Genomic DNA, 15,710 nt, shown 5'->3' on the forward strand with positions numbered 1-15,710 from the left:
CACATCCTTCTCCCATCCAGACTATAACTGTCGGCTTTGGTGTCTCACCAAATCAGGAGGAAGAGTGCTTTACACTTCTTCCCCGTCGCGGGCTTAGAACGATTGTTCATCACCGCCGGCTGGGATTTTCACCCGACCCCGAAGGACTCTTTATTCTGTTGTATTACTATAAATATATATGAAATGACGCAAACTCGCAATTCTTTAGGTTTATTTCTTGAACCTCACCCATTTAACCATGAGTGGATCCGTCCGTTCATGATAGATATAAAGGCTTTCTCCTCCCCTTCTTCTCTATGTTAAATATTCATGTGTGAATATAAAGAGTAAATGGAAGGCTAAGCCACCTCTACTTCTCCACTTTTCTACATAGTGATAAAATACAGCTATTTTAAAAAAGAGGAGCCTCTTAATAGAAGCTCCTCTTACGCTGTGCTAACAGTGGATTATAAAGATATAGGAATGTATTGCTCCTGTAATAAATCGATCCTTATTTGTGCACTCCCCTGTAAAGATCCTTTCCGAGCGCCATGCCCCTCGGCACTATCTGTATGCCAAACAAAATAACTGTTTAGTAATTGATCTGTAATTGGACTGGCGTAATCTTGATTGTATTCATAATGTGTCGACTCATTCCCATTATCAGAAGCAAATGAGTACGTTTCTTTTTCCGTTTTAGAAAGTTCGGGTAGTTTAATCCATTTTACCTTCATTACTTTATCCCAGGAAATTGGTTGTTTTAAAATCTTGACGGTACGTTTATGAGGATCACTTACATAATGAATATCAACCGAAAGGATTCCGCTCAGGAACACTGTAGATGAGTGTGGAAGCACATGGGTATTTACAGACTGGAGTTTACAGTCTAAGTTTAGAACTTCAAAAATACCATCCATAAGATTCAAAGATTCCATAATGTGGATATCAATGTTCAGCCTGGCAAGCACTACAGGTACCTTAATTAGAAGGTGTTGCTTATCTTCTCCAATTATTGAATCAGCCTGTGCAATCGTCTGTTCAAATTCATTTGACGATACTTCCTGCAGATCTTTTTCTGATAAATTCTCTATTTCATTTAGGTTTGTGGTCAGAAAGGGAGGGCAGAATTCACGCTCTAGAATATCTGAAAATCCATTTGAAAGTGGGAGGATACTCGTTAAATGAATGATTGGATCTTCCTCATATTCATCCCTGGATAATGAAAATTCCTGGTCCAGGGAGGAAGAGGATTCCAAATATAATTCTTCAATTCTATTCGAACTTTCTGCTGAAGACTCTTTGAGCATGTAAGAAATTTCTTTATAGAGGTCCTGTTCGCTAATAGGAGGAGGATTATTTTCCAAATCCTGGTGTACATCATGGTATATCTCCGCTGATTGGCTGCTTTCCATTTGAGATACATAATGATTTTTAAAACTAACATATTCATTGGAAGATTCTTTCTCAATCGATGACACGATATCCTTTAACATGGAGTAATCTTCTCCAAAGGTGTTTTCCTGCTCTGAATCTTTCTGCTCAAGCGACTGAGAACTTATTTCCATTGATGGTGATTCACCTAACATAGAAATAAATTCTTTTAAGAACGACCCGCCTTGATCATTATGATCAAAAGATTCCTTTTTTACTGGATCCATCTTTCCCCTCCAGCCAAACTCATTTTCATTTGATCGTGCAGCTAGATCCTCTTGCATGGGCGGAGCAGTTTCATGATCATTCAAAGCCATGTTTTTTTTCAGGTTGTTAAAATATTCTCTTCGATTTGAGGAAAGACGTTTTCTCATTTCGGAAGCACTGTCTGCTTTTTTCTTTTTACTTTTTGTTTTTCTTCCATCTATCTTTTCCTGCTCAGAAATTTCCTTTATTTCCTGATCAAATACCTCTGGCGGGGAAGAAATAACAGGACGAAGTTCTTCTTTACCATGGGGAGAATAGATATTGTTCTTTTTTGAGTGGTTTCGCGCTTCACTCTTTTTTTCTTTAGTGTGGGGTTCACGGTGTGCTTCTATAAAGTCGTCCTCGAATTCACTTGATGAAGTTGTTGTGAGTTTTCTTCTTGAACGATTGGGGTTACTCCATTGCTTTTGACTGAACGTGTTTTTATCCCTTTTCATATCTCCTTTGAAAGGCGCTGTATTCCAGCATCCTTTCCAGCCCTCCTTTCTTTATACTTAGGATAAATAGAATCAGCAAGGATCGTTAGTAGTGGAGGCGACTCGTATTTGTTGGTTTTGCAATACTTTTAAGCGTATATCCAACACCATTTTTTCTTCTACTTTTGTGAAACACCCTTCGTTAAAAGGAGCAGGACCATGAAGAGGCAATCGATCCAGGGCTTCATCCCATTCAATAATCTTGCTGGAAACTAATTCACAATAGGCAAGCTCATTATAGAACTGGGAGCTCTCCTGGTGAAATTGAGAGAGATCACTGGATAACAATTGATCTTTTTCCGGGTACCCTGAAGGTAGAGACTTCGATACGGCAAAGTCAAACTCCTGACGGTCATTTAGCTGAGGCATTACCGGCATAGAAAGAAAATCCTGAATTTCTGTTACACAATCAAAAGGAATATCTACGGTATAAGAATGCAAATCAGAAGCTACTGATTTATGTGTACTATGTTCAATATCATGACACGGACTGGCATATTGGATGTTCTTTCGCACAAACCCTTTAACAAATAGTTTATGAGTCGGAAGCAACAATCTACATTGAGTAAGGATGACTCGTTTCTTAATATCTTTAATTTCTAGTACTGGTTCTGGAAAAGTTATGGTTTCATCTATATTTATCTGTAAATCAAGTTCTGCCAGAACCACGGGAACTTTGGTAAAGATCTTTCCAATACTGACGCTTGGTGTAATGGGTTGGTTTTGACAGGAGTTGATCGTGGAAGACCCCTTACACTCATAATGATGGGAATCCTTGTGTAAATCTTTGTGTGAATCAGTCATTTGATTGCCTCCTCAAAAATTATAGTACATCGTATGTGGGGCAGATCACTGTGTTTGGGCGAAAGTCTGAATTCTAATTAGGTGTATAGGCTTTAGCCCTTGAATTGAAAGGAATTATTTGGAGATATTTTTTTACACTACTTGTCCATCACTGCCAGGCGTTAAATGCTCGCCTTTAATAGCTTATTTGAATGTTACAGCTGGATTAAAATAAGAGTAATAAAAAAACCACCATCCTTAACAAGTCTAAGGATGGTGGGTTTTGGGTTAACCGGCTGTAATTTGAACTTGTTGTTCTTGTAAAATGCTCACTGTAAACGTAACCATCATTTTTTCAACTACGTGATGGAAGTGACCTTCTTCTACAGGACTGTGACCGTAGTCATAGTGATGAGAATGTCTGTCTGTAGCTTCATCCCATTCTAGTATTTCATGTCTCAACAATTCACAATAAGGAAGAGCATTGTAGGCTGCTGTACTAGTCTGGTGGAACTGGGAAATATCACTGGAAAGAAACTTATCTTTTTCAGGGAAGCCTTTTCCAAGGTCCTGAGCTCTGAAGAAGTCGAACTCGCTGCGCGTATTCGTAACAGGCAATTGAGCAGGTGAATCAAGAGTTACACTTGTCATACACTCAAATGGAACTTTCACCGTTAATGATTTCAGTTCTGAAGATACGCATTCTCCAGCTTCATTGTAACAAGGTGAAGCATATTGAATGTTTTTGCGTACATACCCTTTAATAAATAATGGGAATGGTCCAGTGGAAAATTGTTCACCATTGGCAGTCCCAGTCATCAGACGGCACTGAAGAATAACAACTCTTTTCTTAATGTCCTTAATCTCTGAAACGGGATGCGGGAACTTAATGTTAGCCACCATATGCGTAGTGATATTGAAATCTCCTAAGTTAACCGGAATTCTAACTAATCGCGTACCTGCAGGTGTAACAGGGGTGTCCGCTTCCTCATTCATACATTGTTCAATAGAGGCGGACGTATTAAGGTTTACACAATTGTGGTAGTGATGTTCTTTATTACTCACTTTTTTTCCTCCTTTAATTTTTACCTCACTGTATTCTATGCATTTCAATCTGCTAAGCATAGTTAGATGAATCAGTCAAAACGTGGAATTTAATAGGAATGATAGATAGTAATAGAAAATGATCTACAGCTTTGGTTTTTTAAGAAGTTTTAATTGTACGCGCACTCTCCCCCGCCCAGTTGGCATAGGCTAGCCCATCAGGAGGTCGATTAAATGACGCGAAATAACATCTTTGCGGTTGACTTAGGAAACAGCTGGTATAAGGTTATGGCTTCAGATGATGGAGAACTGGTGGAATACCAATTACCTAACGCACTTGCCTTGTTTGATGAAGAATTTTACGAAAAACCATACGATGAAGAAGATGTCAATTTTGAGGAAAATTTAATCGTGGAAATTAAAAGCCATGCCATCACTGACAGGCGTGAAATATACTACATCGGCAAATCAGCCATGAAACAGCGGAATGTCAGTCTTACTTCGTTTAACAACCAAAAAATTGATGAAGATCGTACTTATATCCTTTTACATTCGATAGCTGCTTATCACGCCTTGATCTCTCATCCTTCTAACGGCGAAATTAATTACCATATTGACCAGTTAGCTGTGTCTCTTCCGACCACCCAGTATAAAGAGAAAAAGGATGTATTCAAGGAACGCTTAAAGGGTGTCCATACTGTCATATTCCATAAAGTCCCCGGGATGCTTGAACCAAAAGAAGTAGCTGTTAAAGTGCATATTGAAGATGTCATTGTAGGTGCTGAGGGGGCCCTCGCCTACCTGAGTTTGACACGCGACCCTTCTTCTTTAAAAGTTAAAAATGATTCACTGGCCAAAGACTCACAAAAAGGAATCATAATCGGCGATTTAGGCGGCGATTCCGTTGACTTTGTAGGGATTAAAAACGGTAAACCTGTAGCATCTGTGGAAGGTGAGCAGTTTGGAATTAATCAATTTCTAGATAATATCATTCAAAAAGTCAGTAAAAATGAACTCTACAAGTTTAATTCACGGTCAGAGCTTGAGGAAAAACTAGCGGCTGGACAGTCGGAATGGTATGTAGAACCTTTTGCCGGCGTAAAAAAAGATATAAGTAAATATATTATGCCCCAGCTCAAATCGATGGCCATTAAATATTTAGAACACTTTGACCGGGTACGAAGCAGTTCAAACGAAATTAAGGGAGCTGTAAGATATATTGCTGTAGGAGGAGCCGCTGACATTGCACAACGACAAATTAAAGAAGCAGCTGTTAAATGGAGTGAGCGCGGACGTCCGATTGACTTACTTTTCCCGGAAGATATGGTTAAGTTAAATGTTCAAGGATTAATGATCCTTGCAAAAATGAGTCTGCTCAGTAAGGAAAAGGAATATGCGACCGCAAAAAAATAGAGGGTGAAGAAAATGTCAAGAATATACAGAGATTATTTTAATCAAACTGTTCTAACTATTCCTGACAGTTTTATTGATGTTAAGACAGGAGAAACACGTCTTGTTTCTCCTTCCATCATTGAGCAGCTTGAGTACCATTCCAGGAATAATACTCTTCAGCACTTTATCATTTCAGCTCTTACAAGTTATTTAAGTGCAACTCCAGGTCACCAGGGTCCTGGCGACGAAGTATTGCAGGAATTATTAGAAATAAAAAGAATGCTTAGAGCAGGGAATAGTGGAAATCCTAACACTGGTATGAACTCTGCTAGAGATACGCGGTTTTCAGCAGGGGAAGTAGGATCTAAGGAAATCGAAGATATTTTAGAAGCATTTGGAGGATAAGTATCTAGTCTCTATGTAAGAAGGTAGCCTGGAAAGGATTACCTTCTTTTTTGCTTTTTACTATAATGATTATTTAGTGACGTAAATGGATGGCTGGCAGGCAGGTAATCGAACAGAAGCATGACAAATCGACCGTAATACATATCCCAGTGCCTGTTAAGTCGTCCACCTCTTTATGGTCGATCTGACCACAAGCCGAATGATCAGCTTTACTATGGCACTTCTCCCCTTGGTCCTTAGCATGCTTCAGGTCTGACTTGAAAACGAGTAATTCGAGAACAGCACAATCTTTTTCGATGTCTTTAACCTTGAAAATAAAAGAATTTACACATTTGAACTTTGTTTTCTTCGAGTGACAGTGATAAGTGGTGACCCCTGTACCTTTATAAGGTTCACACCCACAATACAAAATAAATGGAATTGTGTTTTTCCTGACTTTCCTCTCCCCTAGTAAGTCTTCTATAGACTGCTTACAGGACGAGTGGCAGCCATTATCTTTGTCTGCTTTCTTTTGAGCGGCCAGTATAGCCTCCAATACATCGGAAACGCAATTTTCATAGTGCTTACCTTTTTTATGATAGCCGCAATCTTTTTTATAATCGTCTTTCCAATCATGATCATAACTTTCATATTTATAATCTTTAAAACACATAATTGTTTTCTCACTCCTTCAAAGGTTTAAGATAGTATACGCTGAAGAATCTACTTCGCGTAATAACTATGCCTACCAGGAATGAAAAAACAGCTTTCAGACTCCACAAGCCTGTTTATGGTTTCCCTTCTTAATAGGTTATCTCTCATACCTCCCACGTGAATGAAAGTGTAGCAAATCTATGCATAGTGACCGCCGATTTTCTTGCTTCGCTCGATGGTGATGCCACCGCTTGTATAACTGCTCGCTCTAAGGACAGCTGTAGAACCGTATTCATCACGAATCCGGTCCATAACGTCCGCTAAATCTTTCTTCTTAGGTTCGTTATTAAATAAACTGAGTTGAACATCACAGCCATCATTCAGGTTGGTTAAAGCCACAGATGCTCGCCGAATCTTACTTTCACCATCGTAAAAACGATGAAAAAGCTTCAAGCATACTTGATACATATCCCCTGTTATATTAGTCGGAGACTGTACAGACATAGACCGGCTGAACCCCCCTCCTGTTTCACTCGAATATCCTATTCCCAAATGAACCGTCCGGCCTTCCTTGTCATCGGCTCTTGCCCTGCGGCAAGCTTCCTCGCATAAATCAAGCAGGCAGGCATAAATTTCTTCTTTTTCGTAATCTCTTAATAACGTAATTCCGTGACCATAAGATTTCTGCTCTGTCTTCACAAATTCTCCATACACAGGACTCAGGTCAATCCCCCAGGCGTGCCAGTATAATTGCTCACCCATGATACCAAAATTTTTCTTCAGATACTTTAAGGGATGGCGCGCTAAGTCCCCAAGCGTCAAAATACCCATTCGGTTTAAGTTTTTGGTCATTCTTGATCCAATTCCCCACACATCATGAATATCACATGGCCATAGCTTTGCTTCTACGTCTTCGTACCGGCATTCTGCAATTCCGTCTTCTGCCTTTTTTGCATGAATGTCCATAACGACCTTGGCCAGAAATTTGTTATCCCCAATCCCAATCACAGATTCTATACCGAATTGCTCTCTTATCTCAAATTGAAGCATATGAGCGATTTCATATGGGTTTCCATAAAGCTTATTCAAGCCATTAATGGTGACCCACAATTCGTCCACCGAGTACACATGAATAGCCTGCTGAGGCACATAATTCCTGATCATTTTGGTGATTTCCACAGATACCTCGAGGTAATCTCCCATGTGCGCAGGTGCAATAATCAGGCTGGGATCGTCGGGCAGTTCAAAATACCTGCTGACGTTACTGATTCCATACCTCTGTTTCAGCGTGGGGGAAGCAGCGAGAACAATACTACCTCTTCGCGTAGTATCCCCCACCACCGCCAATAATGCTTTTTTAGGGTCTAGTCCTCTTTTCATACATTCCACACTTGCGTAAAAACTGCGCATATCAATACAAAGCACATCGTTTCGCGGATATCCTTGATAATCCACTCTCACCACTCCACACGAACGTTTGTTCTTATTATAAGGAAATATTATGATGATGTAAAGAATTCTAATTGACTATATATTTTAGGAGTTCGGCCATTCTTGTTTATATAATAAACATGCAGCAGAAAAGATTCTTACTTATTTTAAACATTTGATGCTTTTTTACACACTAAGGAGACGAATAAAAGCACCAGCGCCAGTTATGAAGTCCGTTCGCCACCTATTGTCAAAGTAAAGAAAATCAGATACTATTATAGTTACTGAAAAAGGCAAACGGTTGCACAAATGGTTACTATTTTTACGTGAAATTAATTCTCTAATTGAAAATTATGTGGTGTGATAATTAGTAGTGCAATCGATTGCACTACTAATTGCTTTCATTACTCATTCTTTCTTTTTCATGTACAATAGTTTAAAAGAACCTGTCTTCATAGCATTAAATTTAGAAGAAATGAGGGATCGATATGGAACGTGTTTGGTGGAAGGAAGCTGTAGGTTATCAAGTGTACCCGCGAAGTTTTCAAGACTCAAATGGAGACGGTATTGGTGATATACAAGGAATGATCGAACGACTCGATTATCTAAAAGATTTAGGCATCGATTTTATTTGGATCTGCCCCATGTACAAATCCCCGAAGGACGACAACGGATACGATATCTCCGATTACAGGGATATCCTTGAAGAATTCGGTACAATGGAAAACTTTGACCGGTTATTAAAAGAAGTTCATAAACGGGATATGAAATTAATCATTGATCTCGTACTCAACCATACCAGCGACGAGCATCCATGGTTCGTTGAGTCGCGTAAGTCTAAAAACAACCCCAAACGGGATTGGTATATTTGGCGTGACCCTAAAAACGGAAAAGAACCAAATAACTGGGAGAGTATTTTTGAAGGGTCTGCCTGGGAGTATGATGAAGCGTCAGGTCAATATTACCTTCATGTGTTCTCCACTAAGCAGCCGGATCTGAATTGGGAGAATGAAGAAGTACGTGAAGAGTTATATGATACGGTGAACTGGTGGCTTGAGAAAGGAATTGATGGCTTCCGTATCGATGCGATCAGCCATATTAAAAAACGTCCGGACCTTCCGGATATGCCAAATCCGGAAGGCGAAGAATACGTTTCCTCTTTTGATATGCACATGAACCAGGAAGGAATTCACGAGTTCCTTGAGGAGTTTAAAAATAAGACATATGCTAACTACGATGTCATGACAGTAGGTGAAGCAAACGGAGTAAGTGCTGAAGAAGCAAATCTCTGGGTCGGTGAAAATGGAAAAATGGATATGGTCTTCCAGTTTGAACACCTGGATCTCTGGAATAAAGATGGAGATGACAAGCTTGATGTTGTGGGCTTAAAGAAAGCTTTAACACGATGGCAAAAAGCATTGGAAAATGATGGATGGAATGCCTTGTTCATTGAGAATCACGATAAGGCCCGGGTCGTTTCCACATGGGGAGATGACGAACAGTATTGGAAAGAAAGTGCCACTTCTTTTGGTACGATGTACTTTTTGATGCAGGGCACTCCGTTTATCTATCAGGGACAGGAAATTGGAATGACCAACGTCGCCTTCCCTTCACTTGAAGATTATGACGATGTTGCGGCCAAAAATCTTTATAAAAAGAAGAAAGCTCAGGGAGCCTCTCATAAAGAGATCATGGAGATTCTATGGAGCACCTCCCGTGACAACAGCCGGACGCCGATGCAGTGGAATGACCAGCCCAGGGCAGGTTTCACAAGTGGAACTCCCTGGATAAAAATTAATCCTAATTACAAGGAAATTAACGTAAAAGACCAGCTTGGACGATCCGACTCCGTTCTAAACTATTATAAACAGATGATTTCTCTTAAAAAACAGTATCCTCTTTTCACTTATGGAATTTATGATCTACTGTTAGAAGAAGATCCTCAAATTTATGCTTATACAAGAACACTGGAAACTAAAGTGGCGCTGATTATTACAAACCTAACCTCAGAAGAAGCTGATTTTGAATCAAATTACTCTCTTTCTAGTGACCATTTAATATTATCAAATTACGACACAGAATCCCACGAGGATATAAAGTCGTTTACTCTCCGCCCTTTTGAGGCAAGAGTGTACATTATGAATCAATAAACAAAGAAGAGAGCGAACGTGACGCGTTCACTCTCTTCTTTTCTTTGTTAGTCTCTTCCAAGTGATGGCTGTAATTCAAGCGCTACATTTCCTTCAATTGCTCTTGAAATCATACAGCTCTTTTCAGCTTTTTCAACCAGCTTTTTCAACTTATCCATATCTTTATCGGAAGCTTCGGACTTCAAAAGCACACGAGGCTTGTGAATGATTTTATTATATGTGAACACTCCGTCGGTTACATCCACAATCCCTTCTGAGTCCATGCTCATCTCTTTAAGCGGTAAGTCTGCTCTCTCAACCATTGCCCCAAGGGTAATAATGTAGCAAGTTGCCGCAGCGCCTAACAGCATTTCATCAGGGTTGGTGCCTACATCTGGCCCGTCCATTTCTTTGGGAATGGATATTTGGGTTTTTAACTTGTCTGCCTCTATTGTTCCAACTTCGTTACGACCTCCAGGCCATTCGGCTTTTAAGTGAAAATGATGCCATGTCAATTTGAACGTCTCCCTTCTGTTTCACACTCTTTTTTTATTATACTGTTTTAAATATCCGTGTTGAACTTACAGATAAGCTCACATTAATTGAAAACTCAGTCTCAAGATAAATGGATCCGTTCCTAAAATGGGGATAAGGGTGCAGAACCACCATTTCTATTGTAAAAGACTAAGCATAATTAGAGGAACTATAATGCTTACACAGGGATATTCCCTTCATAAAGCGAATAACTACAAAAAGGGGGACTCTATATGAAATATCTATCCAAAAAGGCATTTGAGGCTGCTAAAGATTATATCCTTACAAATGCTCGTGATCTTGAACAAGCGCGCTGCTTGTATCTTTTTGACAACGGGACGGAGCAAGCTATTATAAAAGCCTTACGTGCCTATCAGAATCAAGATGGCGGCTTTGGCCATGGGCTGGAGGCAGATTTCCGCCTGCCAGACTCCTCACCAATGGCTTCTTCTGTAGCTATGCAGATCTTACATTCCATCGATCATTCTCCTAAAGCCCAGGAGATAATCAGCGAAACTCTTCACTACTTCGAGCAGTCTTTCAATGAAGAGCGCCAAGGCTGGCTGGCCGTGCCTTCTGAAGTGAACGATTATCCTCATGCTTTCTGGTGGACGGTACACGAAAATGGCACTTCGTGGATCGACGACAACTGGGGTAACCCTTCAGCTGAGATTATCGGATACCTTCTGGCATATAAAGATGAAGTTACAAAGCTGAATGTAGATGAACTTGTCCACCTATCAATCAAGCACTTACTATCCCTTGATCATTTTGAATCGGAACATGAAGTTTTTTGCTACCAGCGATTCTTTAAGATAAACCCTTCCTTCATGAATCAGGAAATTCATGCGAAACTTAAAAAGGGTGTCGATCAACTTGTGGCTGTAAATCAAGAAGACTGGAAAAACTATGTTCCCCTCCCTTTGCAGTTTAAGCCAAGCCCAAATAGTCCCGACGTAGGGATCTCTAAATCTACAATCGAGAAAAATCTCGATTATATAGTAGAACAATTGGAGGTACAACCTTATATTGAACCTGCCTGGAAGTGGAATACTTACGAAGATGTTTGGCCTAAAGCGAAACAGGAATGGCAGGGTCTACTTACCCTTGAAGCCTTACAATGGATCTTTTCCTATGGCAGAATAGTCAGCTAGGCTTTTCTCATTTTCACAAATTCATATTCACTTCCATTTGTCGGCTGTATAAACGTCTGAACAACTTTAAAACCAGCCTTTTCATAAACCCGGATTGCTCTCTCATTAAAAGTTGCGACAGATAAAGTAAATGAGCGGGCCCCATAATGTATTTGAGCATATTCAAGAGCTTTTTGCAGAAATGGTCCGCCTATTCCTTGCCCCGTCATATCTGGCCGCAAGCCTAAACCCAGGTCGACAGTCTCGGATCCCTCAGGGATGATGGAATAAAAGCCAATTAACTGCTCTCCTTCGTACACACTAAAGGCATGCTTACCTCTCGTTTCCTCATTAATGAACTCTTGATAGTCTTCTTCATCCGCCGTGATATCATAAAAACTATAAATTCCATTATATTTCCAGCGAGCAATTTCTTCCGCTTCCTTTTGAAGCATTTGCTTAACTTCCAATCTTTTGTCTCCTTTGATCCTTATTCAGCAGCAAGTAGATCATTACCCCAATGATGGGGAGAATTCCCCATAAGAAACTTTTGCTTTGAATGCCTATTTTCTGTTGCTCCCAATAAAGCGTAAAAACACTTAGGCCTGTCAATATGAATAAATCAATGGTCATTACATGGACAAATTGAGAGTGGTTAAAGGCTTGAGCATAAAAAGTGAAATCACCCTGGAGAAGTCCATACATAATAAGCCAAGTAGTACCGATCAACAACAGCACATGAAGATAGAGAGAGTTTAACACCTTCCTTAGTATGCTCGGGATTCGGTTTCTGCGTTTCTTTTCAGCGGTAGATAAGAAGAAAAAAGGCAGTATAGCGAAAGCTCCCAATACAAATGAACCCGCAGCAAAAGGCCAGGCAGGAAGACGGCTATGATCATGAGTAAGTAAAAGGATTAAGAACGTTATCGGAAACAGACCAAGCAGACTGAAAACCGCTAAGAGCAATGGATCAGGATCATTCATCCTTATTAACTGATTTAAGTAACCTTCATTCCCGTTGGGCGCGACCAGCCAGGCATAGAGAATAAACGCCGACCAAACCAGAAAAAACACAACCTGTCGTGTCTTCATTCCTGTTCCCAGTCTTTTTTGAAACGCTCCATTTTAATTTGCAACTGTTGAATCATGTCCAAAACTCTATTGAAGTCATCCATATCTACTTCATCAGCGTCCATCGTAGACACAACTTGATTCAACATTTTGATTCTGTTTTTTATGTAATGAAATTGATCTGACGGATGTTGTGCAGCTTTCCCCATACCTATCCCTCCCCTGTTGATTTACTCTTATTTTACCTTGCTCTGATCATAAGGAAAACTTTAAAGGCTTAATCTTTCTGTATAACCCATTGAATTTCTATAGGCAGTAGAAGAGACTTTAGGGGGACGAGTTGTTTTACAGACCAAAAAGTGGCTTTTCAGAACCAATCTTAATACTCCTAAAAAAAACAATGGATTAAAATAAAAAGACCTGTAAGAAAATGGATCTTACAGGTCTGGCATTTACTTATTGGATTTTTTTGGTGATAAAAACCATCCCAGGGCAGCAATAATGACCAGAACAGTATAGAAGCTTACCTTCCAAAGTGCTGAGTGCGCAAAATGTTCATCAATAACCTGGATGTTTGGGTGAGCAAGGGTAGAAACAACTAGTTTCACCCCTACCCAGCCTACGATAACAAAAGCCGCTATTTCCAGGCCGGGTCTTGAATGCAAGAGATTGACAAATATATTGGCTGCAAATCTCATAATAATAATTCCAATCATCCCGCCGGTAAGAATGACGGCAAATTGACCGCCATCCAGACTTCCTACATTCGGAAGTCCTGTCTCAGGCAGTGCAACTGCGAGAGCCACAGCTGCTAAAATAGAGTCCACAGCAAAAGCAAGGTCCGCCAACTCAACTTTTAAAACAGTAGCCCAAAAGCCCTTTCCTTTTTGGTCTTCCTCTTCTTCATCATCTTCTTCTTCTGGTTGTTCTTCATCCTTAGAACGCCATTTATCCCATAAATGTTTCCCTGATATAAATAATAGATAAGCTGCCCCGAGGGCTTGAACCTGCCATACATCCACCAGGAATGAAATAATAAATAAGGACCCAAAGCGAAGTAGGAAAGCACCAAATAATCCGTAGAACAAAGCTTTCTTACGCTTTTTCTCAGGCAGGTGCTTAACCATAATAGCTAGTACGAGTGCATTATCTGCAGCTAAAATACCTTCCAGTCCCACTAATACGATTAATACCCATCCATATTCGAGTAACAACTGTGCATCCATGCTTCTATTCCCCTTCACTATACGAAATGGGCTTGTACCGGGTAAAGGTTGGGTGCCCTCTCGGAATAATGGGTTACTAGTCCAGCTATCCCTTTTAAGAAATGCGTAGCTCCTACAATCCTCGTAGCCCTAAGCCAGGATCTATCAACTGTATGCGGCCTGTTCTATTTCAAGTCATTATATTACAATTATACCTAATCCTGGTATTTTTGTATTCCTTTTATGAATAGAGATTCCCTTACCGTCATTAAACAAACGTTTAATTAACGGATAGAATGCTTCAGAATCAGGCTTTTTCTTCAAATAACCGAGCAATTTCTGCAATAACCTTCACCGCTTTTTCCATATGATCAAGAGAAATATATTCGTACTTGCCGTGGAAATTCTGTCCGCCTGTAAAGATGTTAGGCGTTGGCAGCCCCATATACGAAAGCTGAGAGCCGTCTGTCCCTCCTCGGATAGGTTTAATCAGCGGTTCAATAGAGAGAATTTCCATAGCTTCAGCAGCCGTATTTACAATTTCTTTAACGGGCTCAATTTTGTCTCCCATATTATAGTATTGATCAGTCATGTCTATAGATATACGTTCTGCCCCATACTTATCTTTCATATCTTCCACTAATTGAATAAGTCTGCTCTTTCTATTTTCGAATAAATTCTGATCGTGATCACGTACTAAGTACGTGAGTGAAGCATGTTCAACATCTCCTTGAAAAGTATTCAAATGATAAAAACCTTCATACTTCTCGGTATATTCGGGTGTCTCTTTTTTGGGAAGGTTTTCTTGAAACTCTATAGCCAGTTTTAAAGCATTGACCATCTTATCTTTCGCAGTACCAGGATGTACACTGTTCCCGTAAAAATCAACTTTTGCAGTTGCAGCATTAAAGCTCTCAAATTGAAGCTCTCCAATTGGTCCTCCATCTACTGTATAAGCATAAGAAGCAGCAAATTTCTCAATATTGAATTTGTGAGGTCCTCGTCCTATTTCTTCATCCGGTGTGAAAGCCACCCGAATTTTCCCGTGCTTTATTTCCGGATGCTGAATTAAGTAGTCCAGTGCCGTCATAATTTCAGTTACCCCTGCTTTATTATCGGCCCCCAGCAATGTCGTTCCATCTGTAGTAATTAAGGTATGTCCTTTATAATTGCTTAACTCAGGAAAATCCATAGGAGACAGTTTTACTTCCTCGTTTAAAGAAATATCTCCTCCATCATAGGATTCAACTACTTGAGGTCTCACATTTTCTCCTGTGAAGTCAACAGCAGTATCCATGTGAGCAAGGAAACCGATAACGGGTACATCCTTCTCCGTATTAGCCGGAAGCGTTGCCATTACGTATGCATACTCATCAATAGAAACTTCACTCATGCCGATTTCCTCAAGCTCTTTTACCAACTGACGAGCCAGGACCCACTGCCCCTCTGTTGATGGCGTATTTGGATTGTTTTCATCTGATTGAGTGTTCACCTTTACATAAGAACAGAACCGTTCTAAAATTTCATCTTTCATTGTTCATCCTCCTTACCATCTTATATAATCTTCTTCCCATTATAAGCGTATAATGGTTTACATGATGTAAATGTATAACTATTATCCATCAGTTCTGGTATTCTTAACTAGAGTTTTCCTTTTATATCTGGTTTTATTAAGGCATGATCGTTCATTTCATTTTTCAACTAATGGCCTTATACTGTTAGAATCAGTTTCAAATATTTCTAAAGCAGGATTCATTCAGGTGATACTCTCGTTTTTATATTACTGCTGTGTTTTAA

At 39.9% G+C, this 15,710-nt stretch carries 15 protein-coding genes and 1 riboswitch; of the genes, 4 read left to right on the forward strand and 11 right to left on the reverse strand.

The features are described 5' to 3' along the window. Positions 1 to 150: riboswitch (FMN riboswitch) on the reverse strand. 296 nt (positions 151 to 446) lie between these two features. The 3 genes from LCM11_RS09580 to LCM11_RS09590 form a co-directional block, all read right to left on the reverse strand. After that, complete coding sequence (locus LCM11_RS09580) at positions 447 to 2,114, reverse strand: hypothetical protein (protein WP_224894019.1); 1,668 nt, start codon at positions 2,112 to 2,114, stop codon at positions 447 to 449. A 72-nt stretch (positions 2,115 to 2,186) separates the two neighbouring features. Next, a complete protein-coding gene (locus LCM11_RS09585; RefSeq protein ID WP_224894020.1) occupies positions 2,187 to 2,957 on the reverse strand; it encodes a CsxC family protein in 771 nt (256 codons plus the stop codon). 267 nt (positions 2,958 to 3,224) lie between these two features. Then, positions 3,225 to 4,001: a CsxC family protein gene (locus LCM11_RS09590; RefSeq protein ID WP_224894021.1), complete on the reverse strand. Its 777-nt coding sequence runs from the start codon at positions 3,999 to 4,001 to the stop codon at positions 3,225 to 3,227. A 213-nt stretch (positions 4,002 to 4,214) separates the two neighbouring features. On the opposite strand from LCM11_RS09590, the gene LCM11_RS09595 reads away from it, so the two are divergent. Further along, complete coding sequence (locus LCM11_RS09595) at positions 4,215 to 5,393, forward strand: ParM/StbA family protein (protein ID WP_224894022.1); 1,179 nt, start codon at positions 4,215 to 4,217, stop codon at positions 5,391 to 5,393. A gap of 12 nt (positions 5,394 to 5,405) precedes the next feature. Then, positions 5,406 to 5,777, forward strand: coding sequence for a hypothetical protein (locus tag LCM11_RS09600; protein ID WP_224894023.1), 372 nt, complete (start codon positions 5,406 to 5,408; stop codon positions 5,775 to 5,777). A 73-nt stretch (positions 5,778 to 5,850) separates the two neighbouring features. Here LCM11_RS09600 and LCM11_RS09605 read toward each other — a convergent pair whose 3' ends face one another. Beyond that, entirely contained in the window at positions 5,851 to 6,429 is a 579-nt protein-coding gene (locus LCM11_RS09605; protein ID WP_224894024.1) for a CotY/CotZ family spore coat protein, read from the reverse strand. Positions 6,430 to 6,608: 179 nt separating this feature from the next. Continuing rightward, positions 6,609 to 7,865, reverse strand: a complete 1,257-nt coding sequence (locus LCM11_RS09610; RefSeq protein ID WP_224894025.1) for a DNA polymerase IV — start codon at positions 7,863 to 7,865, stop codon at positions 6,609 to 6,611. Positions 7,866 to 8,329: 464 nt separating this feature from the next. Between LCM11_RS09610 and LCM11_RS09615 the strand changes: the two genes are divergently transcribed. After that, entirely contained in the window at positions 8,330 to 9,991 is a 1,662-nt protein-coding gene (locus LCM11_RS09615; RefSeq protein WP_224894026.1) for a glycoside hydrolase family 13 protein, read from the forward strand. A gap of 47 nt (positions 9,992 to 10,038) precedes the next feature. Here the strand turns inward: LCM11_RS09615 and LCM11_RS09620 are convergent, their stop codons facing one another. Next, the gene (locus LCM11_RS09620) at positions 10,039 to 10,485 is read right to left on the reverse strand and encodes an OsmC family protein (protein ID WP_224894027.1); all 447 of its coding nucleotides are present in this window, start codon (positions 10,483 to 10,485) and stop codon (positions 10,039 to 10,041) included. Between the two features lie 252 nt (positions 10,486 to 10,737). Here LCM11_RS09620 and LCM11_RS09625 point away from each other — a divergent pair, with 252 nt between their 5' ends. After that, positions 10,738 to 11,658, forward strand: coding sequence for a hypothetical protein (locus LCM11_RS09625; protein WP_224894028.1), 921 nt, complete (start codon positions 10,738 to 10,740; stop codon positions 11,656 to 11,658). Here the strand turns inward: LCM11_RS09625 and LCM11_RS09630 are convergent. From LCM11_RS09630 to pepT, 5 genes are all read right to left on the reverse strand, one after another. After that, positions 11,655 to 12,092, reverse strand: coding sequence for a GNAT family N-acetyltransferase (locus LCM11_RS09630; RefSeq protein WP_224894076.1), 438 nt, complete (start codon positions 12,090 to 12,092; stop codon positions 11,655 to 11,657). The two genes, LCM11_RS09625 and LCM11_RS09630, sit on opposite strands and share 4 nt — an antisense overlap. Positions 12,093 to 12,096: 4 nt before the next feature. Then, positions 12,097 to 12,729, reverse strand: coding sequence for a hypothetical protein (locus LCM11_RS09635; protein ID WP_224894029.1), 633 nt, complete (start codon positions 12,727 to 12,729; stop codon positions 12,097 to 12,099). After that, a complete protein-coding gene (locus tag LCM11_RS09640; protein WP_224894030.1) occupies positions 12,726 to 12,917 on the reverse strand; it encodes an SE1561 family protein in 192 nt (63 codons plus the stop codon). The genes LCM11_RS09635 and LCM11_RS09640 overlap by 4 nt, the downstream gene beginning before the upstream one ends. Before the next feature lie 243 nt (positions 12,918 to 13,160). Beyond that, positions 13,161 to 13,934 (reverse strand): TerC family protein, encoded by a 774-nt coding sequence (locus tag LCM11_RS09645; protein WP_224894031.1) that lies wholly within the window; start codon positions 13,932 to 13,934, stop codon positions 13,161 to 13,163. Between the two features lie 286 nt (positions 13,935 to 14,220). Beyond that, complete coding sequence (pepT, locus tag LCM11_RS09650) at positions 14,221 to 15,447, reverse strand: peptidase T (RefSeq protein ID WP_224894032.1); 1,227 nt, start codon at positions 15,445 to 15,447, stop codon at positions 14,221 to 14,223. Between the last annotated feature and the right edge of the window lie 263 nt (positions 15,448 to 15,710).

Source organism: Halobacillus halophilus (genome assembly GCF_020171985.1).
GTDB lineage: Bacteria > Bacillota > Bacilli > Bacillales > Halobacillaceae > Halobacillus > Halobacillus halophilus_A.

Excerpts from the sequence above, each read along its gene's own strand:
- LCM11_RS09580 (WP_224894019.1), bottom strand. The coding sequence starts at position 2,114 with ATGAAAAGGGATAAAAACACGTTCAGTCAAAAGCAATGGAGTAACCCC.
- LCM11_RS09585 (WP_224894020.1), bottom strand. The coding sequence starts at position 2,957 with ATGACTGATTCACACAAAGATTTACACAAGGATTCCCATCATTATGAG.
- LCM11_RS09595 (WP_224894022.1), top strand. The coding sequence starts at position 4,215 with ATGACGCGAAATAACATCTTTGCGGTTGACTTAGGAAACAGCTGGTAT.
- LCM11_RS09600 (WP_224894023.1), top strand. The coding sequence starts at position 5,406 with ATGTCAAGAATATACAGAGATTATTTTAATCAAACTGTTCTAACTATT.
- LCM11_RS09605 (WP_224894024.1), bottom strand. The coding sequence starts at position 6,429 with ATGTGTTTTAAAGATTATAAATATGAAAGTTATGATCATGATTGGAAA.
- LCM11_RS09615 (WP_224894026.1), top strand. The coding sequence starts at position 8,330 with ATGGAACGTGTTTGGTGGAAGGAAGCTGTAGGTTATCAAGTGTACCCG.
- LCM11_RS09625 (WP_224894028.1), top strand. The coding sequence starts at position 10,738 with ATGAAATATCTATCCAAAAAGGCATTTGAGGCTGCTAAAGATTATATC.
- LCM11_RS09630 (WP_224894076.1), bottom strand. The coding sequence starts at position 12,092 with ATGCTTCAAAAGGAAGCGGAAGAAATTGCTCGCTGGAAATATAATGGA.
- LCM11_RS09635 (WP_224894029.1), bottom strand. The coding sequence starts at position 12,729 with ATGAAGACACGACAGGTTGTGTTTTTTCTGGTTTGGTCGGCGTTTATT.
- LCM11_RS09640 (WP_224894030.1), bottom strand. The coding sequence starts at position 12,917 with ATGGGGAAAGCTGCACAACATCCGTCAGATCAATTTCATTACATAAAA.
- LCM11_RS09645 (WP_224894031.1), bottom strand. The coding sequence starts at position 13,934 with ATGGATGCACAGTTGTTACTCGAATATGGATGGGTATTAATCGTATTA.
- pepT (WP_224894032.1), bottom strand. The coding sequence starts at position 15,447 with ATGAAAGATGAAATTTTAGAACGGTTCTGTTCTTATGTAAAGGTGAAC.